Source organism: Actinoplanes octamycinicus (assembly GCF_014205225.1).
Taxonomy (GTDB): Bacteria; Actinomycetota; Actinomycetes; order Mycobacteriales; family Micromonosporaceae; genus Actinoplanes; species Actinoplanes octamycinicus.
On sequence record NZ_JACHNB010000001.1, the window covers coordinates 4,482,451 to 4,506,532 of the forward strand.

21 protein-coding genes are annotated in these 24,082 nt (G+C 73.2%); 14 read left to right on the top strand and 7 right to left on the bottom strand.

What is annotated here, in order from left to right; translation table 11 throughout:
- Positions 1-72: 72 nt before the first annotated feature.
- Entirely contained in the window at positions 73-1,188 is a 1,116-nt protein-coding gene (locus BJY16_RS19630) for a glutamate-cysteine ligase family protein (protein ID WP_239177558.1), read from the bottom strand.
- Between the two features lie 140 nt (positions 1,189-1,328).
- Between BJY16_RS19630 and BJY16_RS19635 the strand changes: the two genes are divergently transcribed.
- Positions 1,329-1,898, top strand: coding sequence for a hypothetical protein (locus BJY16_RS19635; RefSeq protein ID WP_185041027.1), 570 nt, complete (start codon positions 1,329-1,331; stop codon positions 1,896-1,898).
- A 15-nt stretch (positions 1,899-1,913) separates the two neighbouring features.
- Entirely contained in the window at positions 1,914-2,894 is a 981-nt protein-coding gene (locus BJY16_RS19640; RefSeq protein WP_185041029.1) for a DUF2332 domain-containing protein, read from the top strand.
- Here BJY16_RS19640 and BJY16_RS19645 read toward each other — a convergent pair.
- Positions 2,884-3,366, bottom strand: coding sequence for a hypothetical protein (locus BJY16_RS19645; protein WP_185041030.1), 483 nt, complete (start codon positions 3,364-3,366; stop codon positions 2,884-2,886). The two genes, BJY16_RS19640 and BJY16_RS19645, sit on opposite strands and share 11 nt — an antisense overlap.
- 66 nt (positions 3,367-3,432) lie before the next feature.
- Between BJY16_RS19645 and BJY16_RS19650 the strand changes: the two genes are divergently transcribed.
- The 4 genes from BJY16_RS19650 to BJY16_RS19665 all read left to right on the top strand — a co-directional run bounded on the left by BJY16_RS19650 (position 3,433) and on the right by BJY16_RS19665 (position 5,955).
- Complete coding sequence (locus tag BJY16_RS19650) at positions 3,433-3,798, top strand: nuclear transport factor 2 family protein (protein WP_185041031.1); 366 nt, start codon at positions 3,433-3,435, stop codon at positions 3,796-3,798.
- 110 nt (positions 3,799-3,908) lie between these two features.
- The gene (locus BJY16_RS19655; protein ID WP_185041033.1) at positions 3,909-4,949 is read left to right on the top strand and encodes a LacI family DNA-binding transcriptional regulator; all 1,041 of its coding nucleotides are present in this window, start codon (positions 3,909-3,911) and stop codon (positions 4,947-4,949) included.
- Positions 4,950-4,968: 19 nt separating this feature from the next.
- Positions 4,969-5,274: a hypothetical protein gene (locus BJY16_RS19660; protein WP_185041035.1), complete on the top strand. Its 306-nt coding sequence runs from the start codon at positions 4,969-4,971 to the stop codon at positions 5,272-5,274.
- 333 nt (positions 5,275-5,607) lie between these two features.
- Entirely contained in the window at positions 5,608-5,955 is a 348-nt protein-coding gene (locus BJY16_RS19665) for a hypothetical protein (protein ID WP_185041036.1), read from the top strand.
- 31 nt (positions 5,956-5,986) lie between these two features.
- On the opposite strand, the gene BJY16_RS19670 is transcribed toward BJY16_RS19665, so the two are convergent.
- Positions 5,987-6,838 (bottom strand): poly(ethylene terephthalate) hydrolase family protein, encoded by an 852-nt coding sequence (locus tag BJY16_RS19670; protein ID WP_185041038.1) that lies wholly within the window; start codon positions 6,836-6,838, stop codon positions 5,987-5,989.
- A gap of 119 nt (positions 6,839-6,957) precedes the next feature.
- Entirely contained in the window at positions 6,958-7,911 is a 954-nt protein-coding gene (locus BJY16_RS19675) for an Lrp/AsnC family transcriptional regulator (protein ID WP_185041040.1), read from the bottom strand.
- Positions 7,912-7,996: 85 nt separating this feature from the next.
- On the opposite strand from BJY16_RS19675, the gene BJY16_RS19680 reads away from it, so the two are divergent.
- Together BJY16_RS19680 and BJY16_RS19685 are read left to right on the top strand one after the other, a co-directional pair.
- Complete coding sequence (locus BJY16_RS19680) at positions 7,997-9,409, top strand: MFS transporter (protein WP_185041042.1); 1,413 nt, start codon at positions 7,997-7,999, stop codon at positions 9,407-9,409.
- A 53-nt stretch (positions 9,410-9,462) separates the two neighbouring features.
- Positions 9,463-10,014, top strand: coding sequence for a DoxX family protein (locus BJY16_RS19685; protein ID WP_185046560.1), 552 nt, complete (start codon positions 9,463-9,465; stop codon positions 10,012-10,014).
- A 770-nt stretch (positions 10,015-10,784) separates the two neighbouring features.
- Here BJY16_RS19685 and BJY16_RS19690 read toward each other — a convergent pair.
- A complete protein-coding gene (locus BJY16_RS19690; RefSeq protein ID WP_185041044.1) occupies positions 10,785-13,730 on the bottom strand; it encodes an Ig-like domain-containing domain in 2,946 nt (981 codons plus the stop codon).
- 200 nt (positions 13,731-13,930) lie between these two features.
- Here BJY16_RS19690 and BJY16_RS19695 point away from each other — a divergent pair, with 200 nt between their 5' ends.
- Genes BJY16_RS19695 through BJY16_RS19715 form a run of 5 tightly spaced genes read left to right on the top strand, consistent with a single transcriptional unit; the run spans position 13,931 to position 20,061 of the window.
- Complete coding sequence (locus BJY16_RS19695) at positions 13,931-15,961, top strand: bifunctional aldolase/short-chain dehydrogenase (RefSeq protein WP_185041046.1); 2,031 nt, start codon at positions 13,931-13,933, stop codon at positions 15,959-15,961.
- Entirely contained in the window at positions 15,958-17,331 is a 1,374-nt protein-coding gene (locus BJY16_RS19700) for a rhamnulokinase (protein WP_185041048.1), read from the top strand. The genes BJY16_RS19695 and BJY16_RS19700 overlap by 4 nt, the downstream gene beginning before the upstream one ends.
- A 2-nt stretch (positions 17,332-17,333) precedes the next feature.
- The gene (locus tag BJY16_RS19705) at positions 17,334-18,059 is read left to right on the top strand and encodes a (Fe-S)-binding protein (protein WP_185046561.1); all 726 of its coding nucleotides are present in this window, start codon (positions 17,334-17,336) and stop codon (positions 18,057-18,059) included.
- Entirely contained in the window at positions 18,056-19,474 is a 1,419-nt protein-coding gene (locus BJY16_RS19710; protein ID WP_185041050.1) for a lactate utilization protein B, read from the top strand. Before BJY16_RS19705 ends, BJY16_RS19710 begins: the two co-directional genes overlap by 4 nt.
- The gene (locus BJY16_RS19715) at positions 19,471-20,061 is read left to right on the top strand and encodes a LutC/YkgG family protein (protein WP_185041052.1); all 591 of its coding nucleotides are present in this window, start codon (positions 19,471-19,473) and stop codon (positions 20,059-20,061) included. Before BJY16_RS19710 ends, BJY16_RS19715 begins: the two co-directional genes overlap by 4 nt.
- A 39-nt stretch (positions 20,062-20,100) precedes the next feature.
- On the opposite strand, the gene BJY16_RS19720 is transcribed toward BJY16_RS19715, so the two are convergent.
- Positions 20,101-20,745, bottom strand: coding sequence for a TetR/AcrR family transcriptional regulator (locus BJY16_RS19720; protein WP_203759071.1), 645 nt, complete (start codon positions 20,743-20,745; stop codon positions 20,101-20,103).
- A gap of 78 nt (positions 20,746-20,823) precedes the next feature.
- On the opposite strand from BJY16_RS19720, the gene BJY16_RS19725 reads away from it, so the two are divergent.
- Positions 20,824-21,456, top strand: a complete 633-nt coding sequence (locus BJY16_RS19725; RefSeq protein WP_185041054.1) for an NAD(P)-dependent oxidoreductase — start codon at positions 20,824-20,826, stop codon at positions 21,454-21,456.
- 95 nt (positions 21,457-21,551) lie between these two features.
- Here BJY16_RS19725 and BJY16_RS19730 read toward each other — a convergent pair whose 3' ends face one another.
- A complete protein-coding gene (locus tag BJY16_RS19730; RefSeq protein ID WP_185041055.1) occupies positions 21,552-24,068 on the bottom strand; it encodes an ATP-binding protein in 2,517 nt (838 codons plus the stop codon).
- Between the last annotated feature and the right edge of the window lie 14 nt (positions 24,069-24,082).

Here is a 24,082-nt window from a genome sequence, read left to right on the forward strand (position 1 = left end):
GCCGGACGCTAGGGACGCCGGGTGAATCGGCGGCAACGCGCCGCCCACCGGCAACCGAACTCGAACGGACCCTCAGACCAGCCCGGCGGCGCGGTCGAGCAGGTCGTCGGCCGGGCAGCGGCCGCGGTTCACGTACCGCTCGGTGAAGTCGGCGAGGGCGTCGCGCAGCTCCCGGGTGGCGCCGTGCCGGGCGAAGCTGCCGTAGGCGGCCAGGAAGCAGGCCCGGGCCGCGTCGGCCAGCACCGGGTCGGTGAGCGCGTCCCGGGCGGCGCGCTCCCACAGCAGCGGCTCGTCGACCAGGTGCACGGTCGCGGCGTACGCCTCCTCGGCGGCGCGCGGATCGTCCAGCAGAGCGGTGATCACCGCGGCCGGCACCCGCCAGCCGTCGCCCGGCTGCCGGTCCACCGCGTCGATCTCCAGGTGCCCGCGGGCGGCCACCGGCGGGCGCACGCCCGCCAGGTGCCGGTGCAGGTCGTCGACGGTGAGCCGGGCGCCGGAGCGGAACCGATCGCGCAGGCTGCGGCCGGTCACGGTGGGGCTGTCCAGGACGGTGGCGGCCCAGGCCGTACGGAAATCGGCAGGGAACCGTGACCCACCTGCCTCCCGCGGGGTGTCCGGGATCCGTTGTCCCGGCACCGCCGGGGCGCCGGGCAGCACCGGCAGGTCGCGGCGCAGCGCCTGGCGGACGCTGCGCCAGCCGGTCGGGCGGCCGTGCCGCAGCGGCGCGTTGGCGAACGCGGCGGCCAGCACCGGGGCCAGGGTGTGCGCCAGCACCCAGCGGCGGCGCAGCCCGAGCGGCCCGTCGTGGTCCGGGCCCGCCTCCAGGCCGACCCGGATCCCGGCGGTCGCGGCGCCGTAGGCGTGCACCGGCCCCTCCGGGTGCACGGTGTCGGTGGCGAACGGCAGCACGGTGAGCCCGTGCTGGTCCATCAGCCGGCTCGCGGCGGCCAGGTCGTCGGACATCCGGCGCAGCGCGGTCTCCACGCCCGGCGACGGGGGACCGCTGACCACCACGACCCGGGGCGAGCGCGCGTCCAGGAAGCCGTGCCGCAGCGGCCGGCGGCCGGTGGGCGCGCAGGCCGGGTCGAGCAGCAGGTCGACCGCCACCCCGACGAAGCCCGGCAGCCCGGGGCTGAACGCCCGGTCCGCGAAGAACTCGGCGGCGTCCTGCTCGGTCAGGGTGATCATGCCGGAGAGCATAGCATTCCTATCTGCTAGATAGGAGAAACCGAGGGTGCTCCCTAGGGGTTTTCCGGGCGCGCGAATCAGGGCGGCGTCGGGGGATCCGCCGGTCCTGCGTCAGGCATCGACCGCCATAGCGTTCCCCCATGGACTCGAACACGGTCACCATCCGCCGGGCCGCGCTGCTCGCGCCGGCGCTGCTGCTCACCTACGGCATCCTGCGCTTCTTCGACGGCCTCGACGGCGACCGTGGCAACGGCCCGCTCTGGACCATCGGGCACCTGGCGTTCTTCGCCGGCATGGTGCTGTTCGCCGTGCTCACCGTGGCGGTGCGGAACACCTTCCCGGCGGACCGGCGGCGGATCGCCACGGTCGCCACCGGCGCGAGCCTGGCCGGGGTGGCCGCCTTCCTCTGGGTGATCGCCGGCGACCTGTCGGCGCGCTTCCGGGAGGCCGCGCCGCTGCCCGACGCGCTGGAGACGGCCGCCCCGATGCTCTTCCCGCTCGGCGTGCTGGTCCTCTTCGGCCTGATGGTCGCGGCCCGCCGGCTGCCGGTCCGGACGCCGCTGCTGTTCGGCCTGGGCATCGCCGCGATCTCGGTGAACCTGAACCTGCTGCCGATCGCCGCCGTGGTGATCCTGGTCGCGCTGCTCCCGCTGCGCCGGGGCGCCGCCCCGCGCCATCTCCGTCCGGGCCGTGCCACGCTCGCCCACTGAGCGGATGATCGGCGGATGAGCACCGCTGTCATCTACGCCGAGTTCGCCGCCCGGGAGGCGGCCGGGGAGTCACCCGCCTACGAGGCGCTGGCCGTCGCCGTCTCGCACGACCGCCGGGTCGTCGGCCTACTGGACGCGCTGCCCCCGGCCAAGCGCCAGCCGAACCTGCTCTTCGCGGTCCTCCGGTTCCTCGGCGGCCCGGTCACCGAGCCGGCCGCCGCCTGCGACTTCGTCGTGGCGAACTGGCCGCGGATCGAACCGGAGATCCGCGCCCGGGCGACCCAGACCAACGAGGTGGCCCGCTGCGCGCTGCTGCTCCCGCTGCTCGCCGCCCTGCCGCAGCCGCTCGCGTTGCTGGAGGCGGGTCCGTCGGCCGGCCTCAACCTCTACCCGGACCGGTACGCCTACCGGTACGGCGAGCACGTCCTGGGCGACGGCGAGCCGCTGCTCGACTGCGCGCTGACCGGCGCCCCGCCACCGGCCCGGCTGCCGGAGATCGTCTGGCGGGCCGGACTGGACCGTAATCCGCTCGACGTCACCGATCCCGCCGACCTGGCCTGGCTGGACGCGCTGATCTGGCCGGAGCGGGACGAGCGCCGCGCCCGGCTGCGGGCGGCGGCCCGGATCGCAGCGGCCGACCCGCCGCTGCTGGTCCGCGGCGACCTGGCCGACGACCTGCCGGCGCTCGCGGCGCGAGCACCCCGCGACGCCACCCTGGTGATCTTCCACAGCATGGTCCTCTACCAGGTGCCGGCCGCGGACCGGGAGAGATTCATCGCCGCGGTACGCGGTCTGCCCGCGCACTGGATCGCGCTGGAGAACCCGACCGTGCTGTCCTACCCGGGGCCGCTGCCGAACCCGCCGGCCGAGACCCTGCACCACGTGCTCGCGCTGGACGGCGAGCCGGTGGCCTGGGCCCGTCCGCACGGGCAGGCGCTGACCTGGTTCGGCCGGCCGATGTCCGGGTCGCCGGTGCCGGGTCGTCCTAGAAGTTGATCTTCACGCCGGCCGTCTGGCAAGCGCTCGTCAGGTTCTCGCTGAGCTCGGCGAAGCCGGCGTCGGCCGCGGCGCCGATCGGGTCCTCGGCCTGGGCCGCCTTGGCGATCTCGTCGGCCACCGCCCGCGCCGCGGTGGTCACCTCGGTCGTCCCGGCGGCGCCGAGCGCCTCGTCGACCGCCTTGTGGAACTTGGCGAACGCCGCCTTCGCGTCCTTGGCGGCGACGCTGCCGTCCGCCTGCTGCGCGTCCGAGATGCCGCCTTTCATGGCGCTGGCCGCCTTGTTCAGCGTGGTGCACAGCTCCTTGTCGCCGCCGGCCGGGGCGGCGGGCGCGGCGGACCCGGCGGGCGCCGCGGCGCCGGAGCCGGCCGGGGCGGCGCCGGTCGTCGTGTCCGCGTCGCTGTCGCAGCCGGCGAGGCCGGTCAGGCAGGCGAGGAGCAGGGCGGCGGGAACGATCCGGGAGGCTCTCACGGGCACGGACGGTAGCCGACGTTCCTGGGAGATTCCCGGCCGGGTGCGGCTCTCTATCCTGGGCGGATGACCGAGCAGGAGTTGCTGGCCGCCGAGCGGCGGCTGCAGGACGCGCAGCGCGCCGGGGATGTGGCCGAGCTGGACCGGCTGCTGGACGACCGGCTGATCGCGATCGGGCCGGACGGCGGGCGCTACCGCAAGGACGACGACCTGGACGCCTACCGGTCGGGCAGCTCGGTGATCGGGTCGCTGACCCAGGTGAGCCTGGAGTCGCTGGTGGCCGGGAGCACCGGGGTCACCTTCGTGGTGTGTGACGTGGCGGGCACGTTCGGCGGGGCGCCGTTCCAGGCCCGGCTGCGGTACACCCGGACCTGGGCGTACGAGAAGGCTCTCGGATGGCGGATCGTGGCGGCGCACATCGCCGCGGCCTGAGGCCGCCCATGGTTGAAATGTTTCACAACCGGTGCGATGCTGACGTACGCGGGTGGGAGCGCTATCCCTAGAATGCGTTTCAATCCACGTTCAAGCGAGGGGGCAACGGGGTGTCTCAGCAGCCGCGCAACGGGCGCGCGCCGTCGGTCAAGGACGTCGCGGCGGCCGCCGGCGTCTCCCTCGGCACGGTGTCGAATGTGCTGAACCGCCCGGCCGTGGTCAGCACCGCCACCCGGGAGCGGGTCGAGCGGGCGATGGCCGAGCTCGGCTTCGTCCGCAACGAGTCGGCTCGCCAGTTGCGCGCCGGCACCAGCCGCGCGCTGGCCTACGTGATGCTCGACGGCGGCAACCCGTTCTTCCAGGACGTCGCCGAGGGCATCGAGCACGCGGCCGACGCCGCCGACCTGTCGCTCTTCGTCTGCAACAGCGGCGGCCGGGCCGAGCGCGAGTCCAAACACCTCGACCGGCTGGTCCAGCAGCGGGTCCAGGGCATCCTGATCACCCCGGTCGACCCGGACGCCCCGCACCTGGCGGACATCGCCCGGCGCGGCATCCCGTTCGTCATGGTGGACCGGCTGAGCAGCACCGGCGGGCACTGCTCGGTCGCCGTCGACGACATCCTGGGCGGCCGGATCGCCGTCGAGCACCTGATCGACCGCGGCCACGAGCGGGTGGCGTTCGTCGGCGGGCCGGCCAGCATCGGCCAGGTCCGCGAGCGCTATCAGGGCGCCCGGGAGGTGTGGGCGGAGTTCGGCCGGCCGGCCGACGACCTGATCCACCTGCCCACCGAGGCGCTCACCGTGAGCGAGGGGCGATCCGCCGGGGAACGGCTGGCCGGGCTGCCGACCCGGCGCCGGCCGACCGCCGCCTTCTGCGCGAACGACCTGCTCGCCCTCGGCCTGCTGCAGCACGCGGTGAGCGCCGGCCTGCGGGTGCCCGACGACCTGGCGATCGTCGGCTTCGACGACATCGACTTCGCGGCCGCCGCGGCGGTCCCGCTGACCTCGGTCCGCCAGCCCCGGCAGGAGCTGGGCCGGACCGCGGCCCGGCTGGTGCTGGACGAGGCCACCAACCCGGACCACGAGCACGAGCAGGCGACCTTCGTGCCGGCGCTGGTCGCCCGCGCGTCGACCGGGGCGCCTCGGCGCTAGGGCGCGTCACCGTGGTGCAGTGTTGTGGCGCGTCACCGTGGTGCAGTGCTGTGGCGCCACCGTGGTGCAGTGCTGTGGCGCCACCGTGGTGCAGTGCTGTGGCGCCACCGTGGTGCAGTGCTGTGGCGCCACCGTGGTGCAGTGCTGTGGCGCCACCGTGGTGCAGTGCTGTGGCGCCACCGTGGTGCAGTGCTGTGGCGCCACCGCGGGGTGCGGCGTGGTCAGGAGTGGCTGGCGCGCCGAGCTGCCGCACCAGCGCATAGGCGCCGAACAGTCCGGTGGTCCCCGCCCAGCCGGCCGCCCTGCGCACTCGCAGCGTCCGTGAAACGCCCGGTATGCGGGCGTTTCGCGGCCGTTGCCAGCAACTCCTGACCACGCCTCACACTCGGGCGGAGTACGAGACACGCCCCCAGCGGTTGTCCACATCGGGACGTCGTCCACAGCCGGGCCGCGGGAGATCGCGTTTCCGCGCGACACTGTCTTCGGGCAGGCCCCCCTGGGCGGGCGGGGACTGGACTGTGGCCGGGGCGGCTTTCGTCTGAGGGGTGGGCGGAGGGCGGGTCCCGCGGGCGTACCGGAAAGCGGTGTTGATCTGACCTGGAGCGGACCGCCCACCCGGATTGATCGAGGGTTGGCGGGGCTGGCAAGCTGTCCGGCTGTGGAAGCTCTCCGGTTGATCCTGCTCTTCGTGCACCTCGTCGGCTTCGCCCTGCTGCTCGGCGGGTCGATCGCGCAGTTCCTGTCCGGGACGTTCCGGATCACTCCGGCGATCCTCTGGGGTGCGGTCATTCAGCTGGTCAGCGGCCTCGGGCTGGCCGCGCCGCTGCGGGGTGGCGGCGACGACGAGCCGGACCCGATCAAGCTCGGGGTCAAGCTGCTGATCGCCGTCATGATCTTCATCATGGTGTTCATCCCGCGGAAGCGGGAGGCGGTCAACAAGGGCCACTTCATCGGGATCATCACGCTGACGCTGGTGAACGCGGCGGTCGCGGTCTTCTGGCGCTGACCGCTGTCGATCGCGGCCGCCGCGTTTCCGGTCAGGAGTGCGGGCAGGTGTCGCGGTATTCCTGGATGGCGGAGCCGGACGGCGCCGGGCAGAGGAACTGCTCGTAGCGGGTGTCGTTGTCGATGAAGCGCTTCAGCCAGGAGATGCTGTACTTCGCGATGGTGACGTTCGCCGAGGTCGGTGCGGAGTGGGTGGCGTTGTTCAGCTCCAGGTACGCCTTGTCCAGGGTGCTCGGCAGGCTGGTGTAGAACGGCTCGGCGTGCGACGCCACCGGCGCCGTGCTGTCGTTCTCGGCGCCGATGATCAGCGTCGGGACCCGGTCGGTGGACCAGCTCTTGGTGGTGTGCCACGGGGTGAGCGGGACCGCGGCCTGCAGCGACGGCCGGGTCCGTGAGGCGGACAGGCTGCCGCCGCCGCCCATCGAGTAACCCATCACGCCCAGCCGGGACGCGTCGATCCGGGTGCGCACCGAGCTGCTGCCGGTCAGGTAGTCGAGCGCGGCCAGCAGCTGGGTGCCCCGGCTGTCCGGGAAGTCGTAGACGCTGAGCGTGTCGATGACGATCACCACGAAGCCCTGCGAGGCGATCCGCGGCCCCAGCCAGGCGACCGCCGAGCGGGAGTTGGTGTAACCGGGGGCGATGGCGACCGCGCCGAACGTCCCGGCGCTGGTGGTGGTCGGGTAGTAGATCGCGCCGCCGCCGAAGCCGCTGGTCCGGGCGACCGTGGTGGAGGCGGTGGCGAACGGGCCGGTGGTGGCCTCGATGCTCGCGGTGGTCGGAGCGGGGCCCCGCTCGTAGGGGTTGGCGGCCTGCGCGGGTGCCGCCGGGATCGTCGTGACGACGGCCGCGAGAACGGTGGCGGCCAGGACGGATCGAAGAGACATCTGGTGCTCCCAACCGGGGATGGTGAGTGGGAGACCGATCTAGATCGATGCTTGTTAATATTATTAACGAGATCATTACTTGCTGGTAATACCAGCCGGTACCCTCCACCGGAGGTATGTCAGCGCACCGACCCGAGTTGCTTGACGTGCTTGAGCACCGGCGCCGACTCGATCCGCTCCACCCCGTCGAGCGAGCCCAGCTTCTCCGTCAGATAGCGGTAGAAGGCCGGCATGTCCTCGCAGATCGCCGTCGCCTGCACGTTCGTCGGCCCGGTGGTGGCCGCCGCGAAGACGATCTCCTCGTGCTCGGCCAGGGCGGCGCCGACCGAGGCGACCCGGGACGGCGCCACCGACAGCCAGAGCATCACCGCGGCGCGGAACCCGTAGAGCTCCGGCTCGATCTCCACGTCGGTGTAGAGCGAGCCCGAGCCGAACAGCTCCTGGACCCGCCGCCGGACCGTGGACTCCGGCCAGCCGGTGCCGGCCGACAGCTCGGTGTAGCTGAGCCGGCCGTCCCAGGACAGCGCCTCGATCAGCGGCGCGTCGCCCGGGGTCAGCCGGGCCGGCGAGTCCGGTGAGCGGACCGGGGTGAGCGCCACGATCTGCTCCGCGGTGAGCGCGTCGTCGCGCAGGTCCGGGCCGACCGCGCCGCCGACATAGTTGTGAATCACGCAGTGCGCGCTGACCGCGACCACGCGCGGGGTTCGCGGCAGTTTCTGCAGCAGCAGCGACTCCCGGTCGATCGAGGCCGGGATCCGCACGCTGGCGGCGATCTCGGTGCCACCGGAGGTGATGCTGACCCAGCCGGTGTCCGGCCGGCGGGCCAGGACGCGGGCGATCTGCATGGCCGCGTCCGGTGCGGCGCGCAGCCGGAGCGCCCACGACTCGTAGCCCAGCTCGATGTGGTTCGGCAGGCCGACCACGCGCAGGCCGGCCTCCTCGCGCAGCCGGCGGTAGCGCCGGGCGACGGTCTGGTCGGACACGCCGAGGACCGCGCCGATCTCCCGGTAGCCAGCCCGGCCGTTGATCCGCAGCGCGTGCGTCACCTGGCGGTCCAGCGCGTCGATTTCCACCGGATAAGTCTAGGAGACGTCGAGATCCGCAGGAATCCCCGCTCCGGCTCGTTGCCGCCGCGCCAAACCGCGCATCCTGCTGTGCATGCGTAAATGGTCACCACTGATCGCCGTCTGCCTCGGCACCTTCCTGCTGCTGGTGGACGTCACCATCGTCGTCGTCGCGTTGCCGTCGATCGCCGACAAGTTCGGGGCGGACTACGCCGACCTGCAGTGGGTGCTCGACGGCTACGCCCTGGCCCTGGCCGCCCTGCTGCTCGGCGCCGGCTCGCTCGCCGACCGGTACGGCCGCCGCCGCACCTACCTGGCCGGCATCGGCATCTTCGCGATCTCCTCGCTGCTCTGCGCGGTCGCCCCGAACGAGCAGGCGCTGATCGCCGCCCGGGTGCTCCAGGGCATCGGCGGCGCCGCCATGTTCGCCTGCACCGCCGCCCTGCTCAACGTCACCTACCAGGGCCGGGACCGGGGCGTCGCGTTCGGCGTCTGGGGTGCGGTCAACGGTGCCGCCGCGGCGGCCGGACCGCTCGCCGGCGGGCTGCTCACCGAGCACCTCGGCTGGCGCTGGGTGTTCCTGGTCAACCTGCCGGTCTGCCTGGTCGCGGTCTGGTTCACGGTGCGCGGCGTGACCGAGTCGAAGGCGCCCTGGGGCGGCCGGTTCGACCTGCCCGGGACGGTCACCTTCACGGTGGCGGCGGCCGCCGTCACGTACGGCCTGATCCGCGCCGGCGACGCCGGCTGGACCGACGGCGTGGCGCTGGCCGCGTTCGCCGCCGGCGCGGTCGCCCTGGTCGCGTTCCTCGTCGCCGAACTGCGTTCCGACCACCCGATGCTCGACCTGTCGCTGTTCAAGCGGGTGCCGTTCGCCACGCTGATCCTGGCCGCGTTCCTCACCCAGGCCGCCGCGTTCGGCTACCTGCCGTTCAGCACCGTCTGGCTGCAGCAGGTGCTGCGCAACGGGCCGGTCGACGCCGGCCTGCAGGGCGCCCTGCCGATGGCGGCCGCCTCGCTGGTGGTGGGCGCGGTCGCCGGGCGGTTCCTGCAGCGGGTCGCGCCGCGCTGGACGGTCGGTCTGGGCCTGCTGCTGATCGCCGCCGGTGACCTGCTGCAGGCCCGGCTGGACGCGGACAGCACCGGCGAGGCGCTGATCCCCGGCCTGATCGTGGTCGGCGTCGGGGTCGGCTGCGTGCTGCCGTCGCTCTCCTCGGCGATCCTCGGCGAGGTGCCGCGCGAGCGCAGCGGGATGGCCGGCGGGGCGCTGAACACGTTCCGGCAGCTCGGGTTCGCGCTCGGGGTGGCGGTGTTCGGCACGATCTTCGCGGACCACGTCAGCGACGGGCACGGGCAGCCGGTCGCGTTCGCTGACGGTCTCAACGCGACCCTGCTGGTCGCGGGCGGAACCGCGCTGGTCGCGGCGGTCCTGGTGCTGATCTTCGTCCGGCCTCCGGCCCCGGCACGGGACCTTCGGCCCGCCGAGTCGGGTGATCTGACCCGGGTGTGACCGCCCGCCGAGGAGGAGTGTCAAGGGCAGAGAGAATGACTGAGGAGGAAGCGATGACCACCATCGCCGCGCACCGCCTCGAGCAGGTTGAGGCGCCTGGTTCGATGCTCACCAAGTCCGCTGCCAAGGCACTGGCCGTCCTGCGGGTCGCCACCGGGTTCGTCTTCCTCTGGGCGTTCCTGGACAAGACCTTCGGTTTCGGTTACGCCACCCCGTCCGCCAAGGCCTGGATCAACGGCGGCTCGCCGACCAAGGGCTTCCTGTCGAACGTCGAAGCCGGCCCGCTCCAGGGCTTCTTCCACGACATCGCCGGAACCACCCTCGCCGACTGGGGCTTCATGATCGGCCTGCTCGGCATCGGCCTCGCCATGATCCTCGGCATCGGCCTGCGCGTCGCCGCGGTCTCCGGCGCCGTCATGATGGCCCTGATGTGGCTCGCCGAGTGGCCCGTCGCGAGCGGCTCCAGCAACCCGATCGTCGACTACCACGTGGTCTACGCGCTGGTCGGGATCGTGCTGGCACTCACCTACGCCGGACACACCTGGGGCCTGGGCCGCTTGTGGGCGCGCCTGCCGCTGGTCCAGAAGAACCGCTGGCTGATCTGAATTGTCCCCCCGCAATCACAGAGTCGACCAGCACCAACCGCCCGGGCCGCTGCGGCCCGGGCGGTTCTTTTCCCGTCCCGGTCCGCGTCAGCCCGGGACGGTCGGTTCATGTTCCGGTCCGCTTCAGCCCGGGCGGTGCGTTCTGTCTCGGTCCGCTCTAGCCTGGGCAGTGCGTTGTCTGGGTCCGCTTCAGCCTGGGCGGTGCGTTTTGCCTCGGTCCGCTCTTCCAGACCTCTTTCGGTACGGCGGCAGCACCCGCCCGTGATTCCTCCACGGTGCCTCGCGGGCTCCGACCCCTCCGGTACGGGCCGAAGCACCCGCCCGTGACTCTTCCACCTCGTCTCGCCTTTGCCCCGGCGCTGTCGTGACGGCGGCGAGGCACCCCTGAGGCCCAGCCCAGCTCCGTGCAGCCCATGTGCTGGTCCTGGCTGGTTCCCGATGGTGACTCGGCCGGTCGCGGCCAGAACCGGAGCGCCGCGGCCGGGGCGGTGGCGGCGTGGACCACCATCACCGGGCTGCCATACCCGTACCGTAGATGTGCTTCGATCGCGGCCGTGACGGTCGCGCGGAGCTGGTCCGCCTCCTGCCCTTCGCCAGTGATGACGAGCGGCGCGTTGTCCACATCAGTGCGTTGTCCACAGTCCCGCCCCGGGCGGTCCCGCTTCCGCGTCACACTGTCTTCGGGCGGCTCCCCCTGGGCGGGCGGGGACTGCACAGTAGCGGGACCGCTGTGGGCTGACGCCGGCCCGCGGGCCGGCTCTCGCAAGGGCTCAGGGACGGGGCTTGAGCAGCGTGATGCGGTTGGCGCCCAGCTCGGTGACGTAAAGATTGCCGGTGGTGAGGTCCTCCGTGACGTCGAGGGGCTGGCTGAAGCCGGTCAGGCCGGTGGTGCCCACGGTGCGGTTGGCGAGGGCGCCGGACGGGGCCACGTCGAAGGTTTCGATGTCCTGGCCGTCGGAGTAGCGGACGACCAGCAGTTTGCCGTCGAGTGCGCCGCCGAAGGCCGGGCCGCGGTATTCGATCGCGCCGTTGGCCGAGGCGTGCAGGCCGGCGTCGTAGGTGCCGGCCAGGTCGAAGTTCGGGTCGGGGAGGACGCCGGTCGGGTAGGCGGACACCTGGAACGGGTCGGCGCCGGCGGTCGGGTTGCCGCCGGCCAGCACCCACTCGCAGCGGACCGGGTTCGGGTGGCCGTAGTAGCGGCCGGGCTTCACGTCGAAGACGTAGTCGGTCTCCGCGGTCGGCACGTTGGTCAGCGCCGGGACGGCCGGGCCGGTGTAGCCGCGCCGGGCGCACGAGGCGGGCAGCGTGGCCGGGGTGGCCGGGGTGTTGCCGCCGGCGGCCGAGCCGTTGGTCGGCGTGTAGAGGTGACCGTTGCGGTGCCAGACCAGGTCGAACGCGTTGCGCACGCCGGTGGCGTGCAGCGTCAGCGGGGCGTTCACGGCGTACGGGTCGTAGGTCCCGCCCTCCTCGGTCTTCGCGTCGAGCGGCAGGGTGGCCGGCAGCTTCGCCGGGTCGAGGCGCAGCACGGCCGCGCTGAGCAGGCGCTCCGGCCGGTTGCCCCAGGTCGAGTCGGCGGCGCCCATCGCGTTGTTGGCGCCCTGGGTCAGGTAGAGCGCGCCGTCCGGGCCGAACGCCAGGGAGTTGGTCTCGTGGTCCTTGACCGAGCGCGGCAGCCCGGTCACCACCGAGGTGTAGGTGCCCAGGTCGGCGCCGGTGAGCCGGCCGATCCGGCCGGACCAGTCGGGCACGTTGAGCGGTCCGACGTACTCGTAGTTGTCGGTGATCCAGAGGATCGGCGCGGCTGGGGTGGAGGCCGGGTCGAAGGCCATCCCGATGATCGTTCGGGCCGGGGCGCCGGGCAGGCCTAGCGCGGACGCGTTGGCCCGAACCGTGCCGATGACGGTCGGCGTGCCGAGCGTGCCGTCCGCGTTGATCGGGAACCGGTGGATGTTCCCGTCCAGGGTGCCGGCGTAGAGCCGCCCGTCCGGCCCCTTGAGCACGGTGGTGAACGACGCGCCGGTGGCCACGCCGACGGTCTTGTCGAAAGCGACCGGCCCGCCCGGGTTGCCGCCGGCGCCGGTGGTGAAGACGATCGAGTACGGCGCGAACGGCTTGCCGGTCACGTCGGTGACCCCGCTGGTCACGGTGAACCGGTAGGTCGTGGTCGCGGCGAGCGGCCCGGTCGGCGACAGGTTGATCACGTCGCCGCCGCCGCTGGTGATCGTGGTGGCCGGCACGGCGGCGCCGTCGCTGAGCCGGGTCAGGGTCACCGAGGAGGCGGTCAGTGAAGCCGCGGCCACCCCGCCGTTGGGCAGCACCAGGTCCTCGACCACGCTGGTGGTGAGCGGGACGCCGGTGGCGCCGTTGGCCGGGGTGCTGGTCCGTACCGTGGGCGTGGCGCCGGCCGCGGGGACGCTGACGATGTCGAGGTAGGCGAACTTGGTGTTGGTCCCGCCGGCCGGGCTCAGGGTCAGCTTGCCGTCGGCGACCCGCACGGTCCGGGTGACCGTGGCGAACTTGACCGTGGCGGTCGGCACGAAGGCGGCGATCGCGTTCTGGTCCTCGACGTTCGCCCAGTGCACGCTGTTGACCGCGGTGCCCGCGTCGCCGACCGCGACGGTGACCGCGTAGACGCCGTTCGGCACGGCCGCCTCCCAGGCGCCCGGGGTGGCCACCCCGGCCGACCCGGCCGGGAGCTGCGCGTGCATGAAGGTGGCCAGCCGCGGGTCGCTCTGCCCGGCGGCCGGGTTGCGGTTGCGCCCGTTGCCGGTCAGGTCGACCGGGGTGCCCTCGCCCAGGTCGATCCAGCCGTAGCCGCGGGCCGCGGTGTACGCCCCACCGGAGTCCCGGACATACCCGGTGGCCGGCGCGGTCGCCGCGTCGGAGAAGTCCACCTTGAGGGAGAACGCCGCCGGGGTGGCGTTCACCGTGGCCGAGGACCCGCCGTCGGAGACCACCCGGTACGAGTACGCCGTCCCGTTGCTCACCGCCGTGTCCAGGTAGGCCGCCCGGCTCACCGTGGCCAGCAGTGTGCCGCCCCGGTAGACCTGGTAGCTCGCCGCGTTGCCGGTCCAGCTGAGCGCCACCTGCCGGTCGCCGGGGACCGCGGTCAGCCCGGTGGGCGGGTCGGCGTCCACCCGGCTGATCTCGACGTAGTTCAGCTTGGTGTTGGTCCCGCCGGCCGCGTCAACGGTGAGCCGGCCGTCGCTGACCGGCACGGTGACCGTCGCCTGGCGGTACTCGGCGGTGGCGCTCGGGACGAACCCGCTGATCGCAGCGACGCCCTCGACCCGGACGGTGTGGTTGCTGTCGTACGCCGGCTGGTCCCCGGCCGAGACGGTGACCTGGTAGGTGCCGGGCGGGACGGCGTACTCCCACGCGCCGGGGGTGGCCACGCCGTTGGTGCCGTTCACGTCGCCGTACTGCAGATGGATCAGCGTGTTGAGCCGGGCCTCGACGCCCGCGCGGGCCCGGTCGCGGGTGTTGCGGGTCAGGTCGAGCGGCACGTGCGTGGCGCTCAGGCTGTCCTGCCGCACCCAGCCCCTGGTCCCGTCGAAGGCGGCGCCGGTGTCGGCGGTGTAGCCGCTCGGAACCGCGGACCCGGCCGGCTGAAAGTTGATCTTCGCGATCGGGGTGACCGCGGCCCGGGCGGGCGTGGGAAGGACGGCCACGAGGGCCGCCCCGGCGACGGCGGCGATCCAGCGACGACGATGCATGGCGCTGAACGTCCCACATCCCGCGGCGCTCCCGGCTGTCGGAAATCCGCCGTCGTGGATATCTCCACCAGGGCGGGAATTGGGGAAGCGCGGACGATCATGTACGGATCCCGCGTATCCGGCGGTCTTGACCGGGGCGGGTGGGGGTGCGTAGCCTGTCGATGAACGTGAAACGTTTCATAGGACGTCTGAGGATCGCCATGACGAATCCCGCAGTCACCGCGCTCATCGCACGATCGAACCGCCTCGGGGCGGATCCGCGGACCACCAACTACGCCGGCGGCAACACGTCCGCCAAGGGCGCCGGGATCGACCCGGTCACCGGGGAGCCGGTCGAGCTGCTCTGGGTCAAGGGCTCCGGCGGCGACCTCGGCACGCTGACCGAGCAGGGCCTGGCCGTGCTCCGCCTGGACCGGCTGCGCGCGCTGCCCGGCGTCTACCCGGGCGTCGAGCGCGAGGACGAGATGGTCGCCGCGTTCGACTACTGCCTGCACGGCCGGGGCGGCGCCGCGCCCAGCATCGACACCGCGATGCACGGCCTGATCGACGTCCCGCACGTGGACCACCTGCACCCGGACGCCGGGATCGCGATCGCCACCGCCGCCGACGGGCCCGCGCTGACCAAGGAGATCTTCGGCGACCGGGTGCTCTGGGTCGACTGGCGCCGCCCCGGCTTCCAGCTCGGCCTGGACATCGCCGCCGTGCAGAAGGCGAACCCGCAGGCGATCGGCGTGATCCTGGGTGGGCACGGGATCACCGCGTGGGGCGCGACGAGCGACGAGTGCGAGGCCAACTCCGAGGAGATCATCAACACCGCCGCGGCGTACATCGATGAGCACGGACGCGACGAGCCCTTCGGCGCACTCACAACGAAAAGTCTTGACAAACCGGTGAGGCGACAGCGTGCCGCGGAACTCTTTCCCATCGTCCGGGGACTGGCCTCGACCGACCGCCCCCAGGTCGGCCACTTCACCGACACCGAGATCGTGCTCGACTTCGTCGGCAGGGAACGCCTCCCCGAGCTGGCGGCGCTGGGCACCAGCTGCCCGGATCACTTCTTGCGTACGAAAATCAAGCCTCTGGTCCTGGACACCGCCCCGGACGCGCCGCTCGACGAGGTGACGACCAGGCTCAGCGAGCTGCACGCGGCCTACCGTGCGGACTACCGCGCCTACTACGACCGGCACGCCACCCCGGACAGCCCGGCCATCCGCGGCGCCGACCCGGCCATCGTGCTGGTTCCCGGCGTCGGCATGTTCTCCTTCGGGGCGACCAAGCAGACCGCCCGGGTCGCCGGCGAGTTCTACGTCAACGCGATCAACGTGATGCGCGGCGCCGAGGCGATCTCCCGGTACGCGCCGATCGACGAGGCGGAGAAGTTCCGGATCGAGTACTGGTCCCTGGAGGAGGCCAAGCTGCAGCGGATGCCGAAGCCGAAACCCCTCGCGACCCGGGTCGCCTTCGTCACCGGTGGCGGCTCCGGGATCGGCCGGGCGATCGCGCTGCGGCTGGCCGCCGAGGGCGCGTGCGTCGTGGTCGCCGACCGGGACGCGGCCACCGCGGAGGCCGTCGCCCGCGAGATCGGCGGCACCGACGCGGCCATCTCCGTCACCGCCGACGTCACCGACGCCGCAGCGGTCGAGGCCGCGGTGAAAGAGGCGGTGCTGGCCTTCGGCGGCGTCGACCTGATCGTCAACAACGCCGGCCTGTCGATCTCCAAGCCGCTGCTGGAGACCACCGAGCAGGACTGGGATCTGCAGCACGACGTGATGGCCAAGGGCTCCTTCCTGGTCGCCAAGGCGGCCGCCCGGGTCCTGATCGCGCAGCGGATGGGCGGCGACATCGTCTACATCTCCAGCAAGAACTCGCTGTTCGCGGGCCCGGACAACGTCGCCTACGGCGCCGCCAAGGCCGACCAGGCGCACCAGGTCCGGCTGCTCGCGGCCGAGCTGGGCGGGCACGGCGTCCGGGTGAACGGCATCAACCCGGACGGCGTGGTCCGCGGCTCGGGGATCTTCTCGTCCGGCTGGGGCGCGCAGCGCGCCGCCGTCTACGGCGTGCCGGAGGAGCGGCTCGGCGAGTTCTACGCGCAGCGCACCCTGCTCAAGCGCGAGGTGCTGCCGGAGCACGTGGCCAACGCGGTCTTCGTGCTCACCGCCGGCGAGCTGTCGCACACCACCGGCCTGCACGTCCCCGTCGACGCCGGCGTGGCGGCGGCGTTCCTGCGATGACGCACCGGTTCGCCGCGGTCGACCTCGGCGCGTCCAGCGGGCGCGTCGTGGTCGGCGTCTTCGGTGACGGCACTCTCGACGTGGAGGTCGTGCACCGGTTCGCCAACGAGCCGGTGCGCGCCGGCGGCACCCTGCACTGGGACATCCTCCGGCTCTACCAGGGGATGCTCGACGGGCTGGCCAGGGCCGGTCCGGTGGACAGCATCGGGATCGACTCGTGGGCGGTCGACTACGGCCTGATCGACGCGTCCGGGGCGCTGCTCGGCAACCCGGTGCACTACCGGGACGCGCGCACCGACGGGATCGCCGACCGGGTGCGGGACCTCTATCCGGTGTCCGGGCTGCAGAAACTGCCGTTCAACACGGTCTACCAGCTGCTCGCGGCGGCCGGGACCCCGCAGTACCGGGCCGCTGCGACGCTGCTGATGATCCCGGACCTGCTGGCCTACTGGCTGACCGGCGAGATCGGGGCGGAGTACACCAACGCGTCGACCACGGGACTGCTCGATGTGCGTACCGGGAACTGGGCCTGGCCCCTGATCGCGGACCTGGGCCTGCGGGCGGACCTCTTCCCGGCGATCCGCCGTCCCGGCGAGCTGATCGGACATTTCCGGGGCACGCCGGTGGTCGCGGTGGGCTCGCACGACACGGCTTCGGCCGTGGTCGCGGTCCCCGCGGATCAGACGAGCTTCGCGTACGTCTCGAGCGGCACCTGGTCCCTCGTCGGGCTGGAGCTGGCGCAGCCGGTGCTCAGCGACGCGTCGCGCGAGGCGAACTTCACCAACGAGGGCGGCGTCGACGGGACGGTCCGCTACCTGCGCAACGTGATGGGGCTGTGGCCGCTGCAGGAGTGCGTGCGGGAGTGGGGCTCGCCGGACCTCGCGGGCCTGCTCGCCGCGGCCGCCCGGGAGCCCGCCCTGGCATACCTGGTCGATCTGGACGATCCGCTGTTCCTGCCACCCGGCGACATGGTGGGACGGCTGCGGACGGCGGCGGGCCTGCCCGGCGAACCGGCCACGATCACCCGCTGCGTCCTGGACAGCCTGGCGCTCGCCCACCGCCGTGCGCTGCGCCAGGCCCGGGAGCTGGCCGGGGCCACGCCGGGCGCGCTGCACCTGGTCGGCGGCGGCGCCCGCAACGAGTTGCTCTGCCGGCTGACCGCGGACGCCACCGGGCTGCCGGTGCTCGCCGGGCCGGTGGAGGCCACCGCGCTCGGTAATCTGCTGGTGCAGGCGCGCGCGGCCGGAGTGGTCACCGGCGGGCTCGATGCGTTACGCGCCCTGGTGCGGCAGACTCAGCAGATCGTGCGTTACGAGCCGCGCGGCGACGACGCCCCCTGGGCGGCCGCCGCCGCACGAGTGGGGAGGTGACCGTGCGGATCGCGCTCTTCGCGACCTGCCTCGCCGACACGCTCTTCCCGGAGGCGGCCAAGGCCACCGTCCGGCTGCTGGAGCGGCTCGGGCACGAGGTGGTCTTCCCGCTCGAGCAGACCTGCTGCGGGCAGATGCACATCAACACCGGGTACCAGCGGGACGCGGTGCCGCTGATCCGTCGTTACGTATCTGTTTTCTCCGGATATGACGTGATAGTGGCGCCGTCGGGTTCCTGCGTCGGATCGATCCGGCATCAGCATGCTCTCGTGGCGGCCCGGGCGGGCGCGGCCGGCCTGGCAGCGCGCGCCTCGGAACTGGGCGCACGCACCTACGAGCTGTCCGAGCTGCTGATCGACGTGCTCGAGGTGGAGGACGTCGGGGCCTACTACCCGCACACGGTGACCTACCACCCGACCTGCCACAGCCTGCGGATGACCCGGGTCGGTGACAAGCCGCTGCGGCTGCTCCGGCAGGTGCGTGGCCTGGACCTGGTCGAGCTGCCGGCGGCCGAGCAGTGCTGCGGCTTCGGCGGCACCTTCGCGATCAAGAACGCCGAGACGTCGGCGGCCATGCTCGCCGACAAGCTGACCGCCATCGAGTCGACCGGCGCCTCGGTGTGCACCGCCGGGGACGCTTCCTGCCTGATGCATATCGGTGGTGGCCTGTCCCGAAGGGAGTCCGGGGTGAGAACCGTGCACCTGGCCGAGATCCTGGCCGCGACATGAGCACCTTCCTGGGCATGCCGGCCACCGCCCCGCGCGGCGTCGGTCACCTGCGCGGCGACGAGCCGTTCCCGGCGGCGGCGCACACCGCGCTCGCCAACGACCAGCTGCGGCGCAACCTGCGGCACGCGACCACCACGATCCGCGGCAAGTCCGGCCGGGTGATCGCCGAGCTGCCGGACTGGCAGGAGCTGCGCTCGGCCGGCTCGGCGATCAAGGCCGACGTGATGTCACGGCTGCCCGAGCTGCTGGAGGAGCTGGAGGCGCGGGTCACCGAGCGCGGCGGCGTGGTGCACTGGGCCGCCGACGCCAACCAGGCCAACGCGATCGTCACCGAGCTGGTGAGACGGACCGGCTCGGAGCGGGTCATCAAGGTCAAGTCGATGGCCACCCAGGAGATCGCGCTCAACGAGGCCCTGGAGGCGGCCGGGATCCAGCCGGTCGAGACCGACCTGGCCGAGCTGATCGTGCAGCTCGGCAACGACCAGCCCAGCCACATCCTGGTGCCGGCCATCCACCGGAACCGCTCGGAGATCCGGGAGATCTTCCTGACCGCGATGCCCGGCGTCGACCCGGGGCTGACCGACGACCCGCCGGTGCTGGCGGCGGCCGCGCGAAAGTACCTGCGCGAGACGTTCCTGTCGACGAAGGTGGCGATCAGCGGGGCGAACTTCGGCATCGCCGAGACCGGGACCCTCGCGGTGGTCGAGTCGGAGGGCAACGGGCGGATGTGCCTGACCCTGCCGGACACGCTGATCACCGTGATGGGTATCGAGAAGGTGGTGCCGGCCTGGCGGGACCTGGAAGTGTTCCTGCAGCTGCTGCCGCGGGCGTCGACCGGGGAGCGGATGAACCCGTACACGACCATGTGGACCGGGGTGACGCCGGGCGACGGGCCGCAGGACTTCCACCTGGTGCTGCTCGACAACGGGCGCAGCGCGGTCCTGGCCGACCCGGCGGGCCGGTCGGCGCTGCACTGCATCCGGTGCTCGGCCTGCCTGAACGTGTGCCCGGTCTACGAGCGGACCGGCGGGCACGCCTACGGCTCGGTCTATCCCGGGCCGATCGGCGCGGTGCTGTCGCCGCAGCTCACCGGCATCGAGGACAATGCGTCGCTGCCGTTCGCGTCGTCGCTCTGCGGGGCCTGCTTCGACGCCTGCCCGGTGCGGATCGACATCCCGTCGATCCTGGTGCACCTGCGGAACCGGGCGCCGCATCCGAAGTCGGAGCGGGCCGCGATGCGGGCCGCGGCGTACACCATGGATCGGCCGAAGCTGTATGCGCGCGCGCAGCGGGCCGCGAAGCTGGCCCGGATCGCCGGGCGGCGCGGGCGGGGGCTGCCGTTGGGCTGGAACCGGGCCCGGGACCTCCCGGAGATTCCCGCGCAGACCTTCCGGGACTGGTGGGCGTCGCGATGAGCTCGAAAGACGTGATCCTCGGGCGGGTGCGGGCGGCGCTGCGGGACGCGCCCGCGCCGGGGCCGGTGCCGCGCGACTACCGGCGTGAGTTCCCGGCGGCCGACCTCGACGTGCTGGTGGATCGGCTGGTGGACTACAAGGCGTCGGTGCGGCGGATCGGTTCGGAGCAGGTGGCGGCGGTGGCGCGCGAGATCGCGGGCGGGACGGTGGTCGTACCGGAAGGTCTGCCTGTGGCGTGGCGCCCGGAGGGCGTCCTGGTCGACGACGGCCTGACGCCGGACCGCATCGCCGCGGCCGACGCCGTCCTGACCGCCGCGGCGGTGGCCGTCGCCGAGACCGGGACCATCGTGCTGGACGCGTCACCGGACCAGGGACGGCGGATCATCACGCTGCTGCCCGACGTGCACATCGTCGTGCTGCGGCCCGGCCAGGTGGTGGCGTCGGTCCCGGAGGCCGTCGCCCGGCTCGACCCGTCGCGGCCGCTGACCTGGATCAGCGGCCCGTCGGCGACCAGCGACATCGAGCTGAACCGGGTCGAGGGCGTGCACGGCCCCCGCCACCTGCACGTGCTGCTGCTCGACTCCTAGCGTCGGTCCGGGTCCGGGACTGCGCAGGGGCGAGGCTGGTCACTCCCGCGGCTCTGCCTGCCCGGGCTGCCGCCCGGGTGTCGCCTGTGTCGGCGGCTGCGCCGGGGCCAGGCCGGTCAGCAGGGTGCGGACCAGGGTGGTGGCGAACTCGTCCGGGTCGGTCGGGTGCTCGGCGAAGTGGCCGAGGAAGGCGCGCTCCAGGCAGGCGCCCAGAATCATGCTCGACGCGGCGGCCGGGTCGGCGGCCGGGTGCAGGCGGCCGCGGCGCTGCTCGTCGGCGAGGTAGGCGGCGAGGGCGCGGCCCGGCTTGTGCGGGCCGGCGCCGCGCTCGTGCAGCGCGGCCCGGTGCGCCTCGAACAGCGTGCGCTCCGAGAAGATCGACGCGGCGATCGGAAAGCTCTGCTGGTAGAAGTCGGTGGCCGCGCGGACCACCTCGCGCAACACCTGGTCGAGCGGGTCGGCGCCGGCCCGCTCGGCCAGCCGGGCGACGACCGTGCCGAGCTGGGTCGGGCCGCGCTCGCCGAGGACCGCGAGGAACAGGTCGATCTTGTCGCGGAAGTGCTTGTAGAGCGCGGCCTCGGAGAGCCCGGCGGCCCTCGCGATCTCCTTGGTGGTGGCGCGCGCCAGGCCACGGTCGTGCATGACCTCGGCGGCGGCGCTGACGATGCGATCCCGGGTGTTCACGTTGACAGGGTAGTGAGCGCTCACTGACTATAGTGGTTAGTAAGCACTCACTCACCACGGATGCGCAGGGGGAACGACATGAAGATCACGGTCTTCGGAGCCAGCGGCCGCACCGGCACCCAGGTCGTGCGGCAGGCGTGCGAGGAGGGCCACGAGGTCACCGCGGTGGTCCGCGATCCGGCCCGGCTGGCCTTCGCCGATCCCCGGCTGCGGGTGGTGCGGGCCGAGCTGGACGACGCCGGGGCGATCGCCGCGGCGGTGGCCGGCCGGGACGCGGCGATCTCCGCGCTCGGGCCGCGCGGGCGGGGACCCACCACGGTCTGCTCGGACGGGGTGGCGGCGATCATGACGGCGATGCGGGCGCACGGCGTCCGGCGGCTGGTCGTGGTCAGCAACAGCGGCATGCACGTGGACGGCGAGGACGGGGCGTTCACCCGGCACCTGGTCAAGCCGCTGCTGATGCGGGTCCTCGCGCACGGCTATGCGGACATGCGGCGGATGGAGGACCTGGTGATGGCCAGCGAGCTGGACTGGACCGTGGTCCGGCCGCCGATGCTGACCAACGGGCCGCGGACCGGGGCGGCGCGGATGGCCTTCGGCCGGAACCTGCGGGGTGGGCGCACGGTGTCCCGCGCCGACCTGGCCGACCGGATCCTGTACCTGCTCACCGACGGCTACGCGATGTGGGCCCCGGTCGCCGTCGCGGCCTGAGCGCCAGGCGGCGTCCCCGCGCGGCCTGAGTGCGAGGCGGCCTCCCCGCGGCCTCGTCCGGGCGGTTCCTCCGGCGGCCTGCTCCTCGCGGGCTCTCAGGCGGCGGCGGACAACTCGGCGGAGAGGGTGGTCATCACCGCGGCCACCTCGCGAGCCTGGGAGTGCAGGTCGCGCAGCAGGTCGGCGGAGTGGGCCGGGTCCTGCTGATGGGCGCGGCCCTCCAGGTCGGCGCAGAGGGCGGCCAGGTGGTTGGCGCCGAGAGTGGCCGAGGAGCCCTTCAGGCCGTGGGCGAGGCGGACCAGGTTGCGGGTGTCGCCGGCGGCGGCGGCCCGGTCCATCCGGTCCAGGACGCCCGGCAGGCGCTCCGCGTAGTTGTGCAGAATCTCGGCCAGCCTCGCCTGGTCGCCGGTGCTGCCGGCCAGGCCGCGCACGCAGGCACGGATGCTGTCGGCTGCGGCCGGCCCGCCGGGCGCGGTGACCCGGACCAGCATGGCGCCGGCGGCCGCGGCGGCTCGGGCGGCGTCGGCGGCCAGGCCGGCGCGGGCCACATCGGACGGCCGGATGGGTTCCGGCTGCGAGTCCGGCGCGGCGGCCGGGAGAGCGGCGGCTTCAGGCTCGGGGGTGGGCGCGGCGGCCGGGAGCGCGGCGGCTCCCGCCTCGGAAGCTGCGGCCGAAGCAGTGGCGACCGGCGCCGGTGGGGAGGCCGCGGTGGCGGCGGAGGCGGCGGTCAGGACGGCGTCCAGCTCGGCCTCGTGGATCGGCTTGGCCAGGAAACCGTCCATCCCGGCGCGCAAGCTGGCCGCCTGGTCGTCGACCATGGCGTTGGCGGTGAGGGCGACGATCCGCGGCGCCCCGTGCGGCGGCGGGTCGGCGCGGATCCGCTCGGTGGCGGCCAGCCCGTCCAGGACCGGCATCTGCACGTCCATCAGGACCAGGTCGTAGGGCCGGCGGCGCATCGCGGCGACCGCCGCCGCGCCGTCCGCGACGATCTCCACCCGGTGGCCGCGGCGTTCCAGCAGCAGCTCGGCGACCCGCTGGTTGACCGGGTTGTCCTCGGCGACCAGGACGTGCAGCGACCGGGCGGCGCCGGCCGCGACCGGCGGCGCCGGCGCCGGGGCCGGGACCGGCCGGGTGGCCGGGGGCAGCAGCACCGTGACGGTGAACGTCGAGCCCTGCCCGGGCTGGCTGTCCACGGTGATCCCGCCGCCCATCGCCTCGGCCAGCCGCTGGCTGATCGCCAGGCCCAGCCCGGTCCCCTCGTAGGTGCGCGCGATCGACGCGTCCACCTGCGAGAACGGCCGGAACAACCGGTCCAGCCGGTCGGCCGGGATGCCGATCCCGGTGTCCCGGACGGCGATCCGGACCACCGGGCCCGGCGGGTCCGCCGTGACGTGCACGGTGACCGCGCCGTGCTCGGTGAACTTGACCGCGTTGCCGAGCAGGTTGACCAGGATCTGCCGGAGCCGGGCGGCGTCCCCGGTGACCACCTCCGGGCAGTCCGGCGCGAGATGGCTGGACAGGTGCAGCCGCTTGGCGTCCGCGGTCAGCGCCACCAGGCTCATCGCCTGCTGCACACAGGACCGCAGCTCGAACGGCCGCTCGTCGAGGCTCAGCTCACCCGCCTCGATCTTGGAGAAGTCCAGCACGTCGTTGATGATCACCAGGAGCGAGCCGCCGCTGGCGTGCACCGTCTCCACCAGCTCCCGCTGCCGCGGGTCGAGGTCGGTGTCCAGCAGCAGGCCGGTCATCCCGATCACCGCGTTCATCGGGGTGCGGATCTCGTGGCTCATCGTCGCCAGGAACGCCGACTTGGCCGCGGTCGCCGCCACCGCCTCGTCGTGCGCGGTGACCATCGCGGTCATCGAGGCGTTCACCGCCTGCGCCATCCGGGCCAGCTCCTGCGGCCCGGTCACCTCGGCCCGCCGGCTCAGGTCACCCTCCAGGACCCGCTGCGCGGCGGCGGTCACCTGCCGGGCCGGCGCGGTGATCCGCTGGGTCAGCCAGCGGGCGCCGAGCGCGACCAGCGCGGCGGTGGCCACCGACACCCAGATGATCAGCTGGCGGGTCCGTTCGGCGCTGGCGTCGTTCGCGTCGATCCGGGCCGCCAGCCGGGCCTCCTCGTGCACGTGCATCTCCCGGACCAGGTCGGTGACCGGGTCCATGTCGCCGCCGCTGGCGGTCGCCGCGCCGCTCGCCGCGGCCCGCTCGACCGCGGCGATCCGCTGCTCGATCATCGGCTGCAGCTGGTTCAGGTACCGCTGGTAGGCCGGGTCGCCGGCGGCTTCCCGGCGCAGCTCCTCGATCCGGATCTCGACGTTGCGCACGCTGTCCCGGAAGGCCGGCTGCCAGTGCGGGTCGGCCGGTGCCTGATAGTTGCGGACCACCCGGGACAGGCCTTCGATCGCGTCACCGAGCCCGCCGAGCTGGCCGAGCAGCTGGTGCGAGTGGTGCAGCGGCTGCTGACCGCGCATCAGGTCGCCGATCCGGACGTACGCGCTGGTCCCGACCACGGCGAGGGCGAGCAGCGCGAGCAGGAAACCGGCCGACAGCATCCGGCCGACGGTCCACCGGGTCAGCCGCCGGTCAGCGATCCGCTCACCCTGCGTCGCCATGCGACTTACTGTAA

What these genes read in the sequence shown, in the direction of transcription:
- BJY16_RS19630 (WP_239177558.1), bottom strand. Translation starts at nt 1,188, where the DNA reads ATGATCACCCTGACCGAGCAGGACGCCGCCGAGTTCTTCGCGGACCGG.
- BJY16_RS19635 (WP_185041027.1), top strand. Translation starts at nt 1,329, where the DNA reads ATGGACTCGAACACGGTCACCATCCGCCGGGCCGCGCTGCTCGCGCCG.
- BJY16_RS19640 (WP_185041029.1), top strand. Translation starts at nt 1,914, where the DNA reads ATGAGCACCGCTGTCATCTACGCCGAGTTCGCCGCCCGGGAGGCGGCC.
- BJY16_RS19650 (WP_185041031.1), top strand. Translation starts at nt 3,433, where the DNA reads ATGACCGAGCAGGAGTTGCTGGCCGCCGAGCGGCGGCTGCAGGACGCG.
- BJY16_RS19670 (WP_185041038.1), bottom strand. Translation starts at nt 6,838, where the DNA reads ATGTCTCTTCGATCCGTCCTGGCCGCCACCGTTCTCGCGGCCGTCGTC.
- BJY16_RS19680 (WP_185041042.1), top strand. Translation starts at nt 7,997, where the DNA reads ATGCGTAAATGGTCACCACTGATCGCCGTCTGCCTCGGCACCTTCCTG.
- BJY16_RS19685 (WP_185046560.1), top strand. Translation starts at nt 9,463, where the DNA reads ATGACCACCATCGCCGCGCACCGCCTCGAGCAGGTTGAGGCGCCTGGT.
- BJY16_RS19690 (WP_185041044.1), bottom strand. Translation starts at nt 13,730, where the DNA reads ATGCATCGTCGTCGCTGGATCGCCGCCGTCGCCGGGGCGGCCCTCGTG.
- BJY16_RS19695 (WP_185041046.1), top strand. Translation starts at nt 13,931, where the DNA reads ATGACGAATCCCGCAGTCACCGCGCTCATCGCACGATCGAACCGCCTC.
- BJY16_RS19700 (WP_185041048.1), top strand. Translation starts at nt 15,958, where the DNA reads ATGACGCACCGGTTCGCCGCGGTCGACCTCGGCGCGTCCAGCGGGCGC.
- BJY16_RS19710 (WP_185041050.1), top strand. Translation starts at nt 18,056, where the DNA reads ATGAGCACCTTCCTGGGCATGCCGGCCACCGCCCCGCGCGGCGTCGGT.
- BJY16_RS19715 (WP_185041052.1), top strand. Translation starts at nt 19,471, where the DNA reads ATGAGCTCGAAAGACGTGATCCTCGGGCGGGTGCGGGCGGCGCTGCGG.
- BJY16_RS19725 (WP_185041054.1), top strand. Translation starts at nt 20,824, where the DNA reads ATGAAGATCACGGTCTTCGGAGCCAGCGGCCGCACCGGCACCCAGGTC.
- BJY16_RS19730 (WP_185041055.1), bottom strand. Translation starts at nt 24,068, where the DNA reads ATGGCGACGCAGGGTGAGCGGATCGCTGACCGGCGGCTGACCCGGTGG.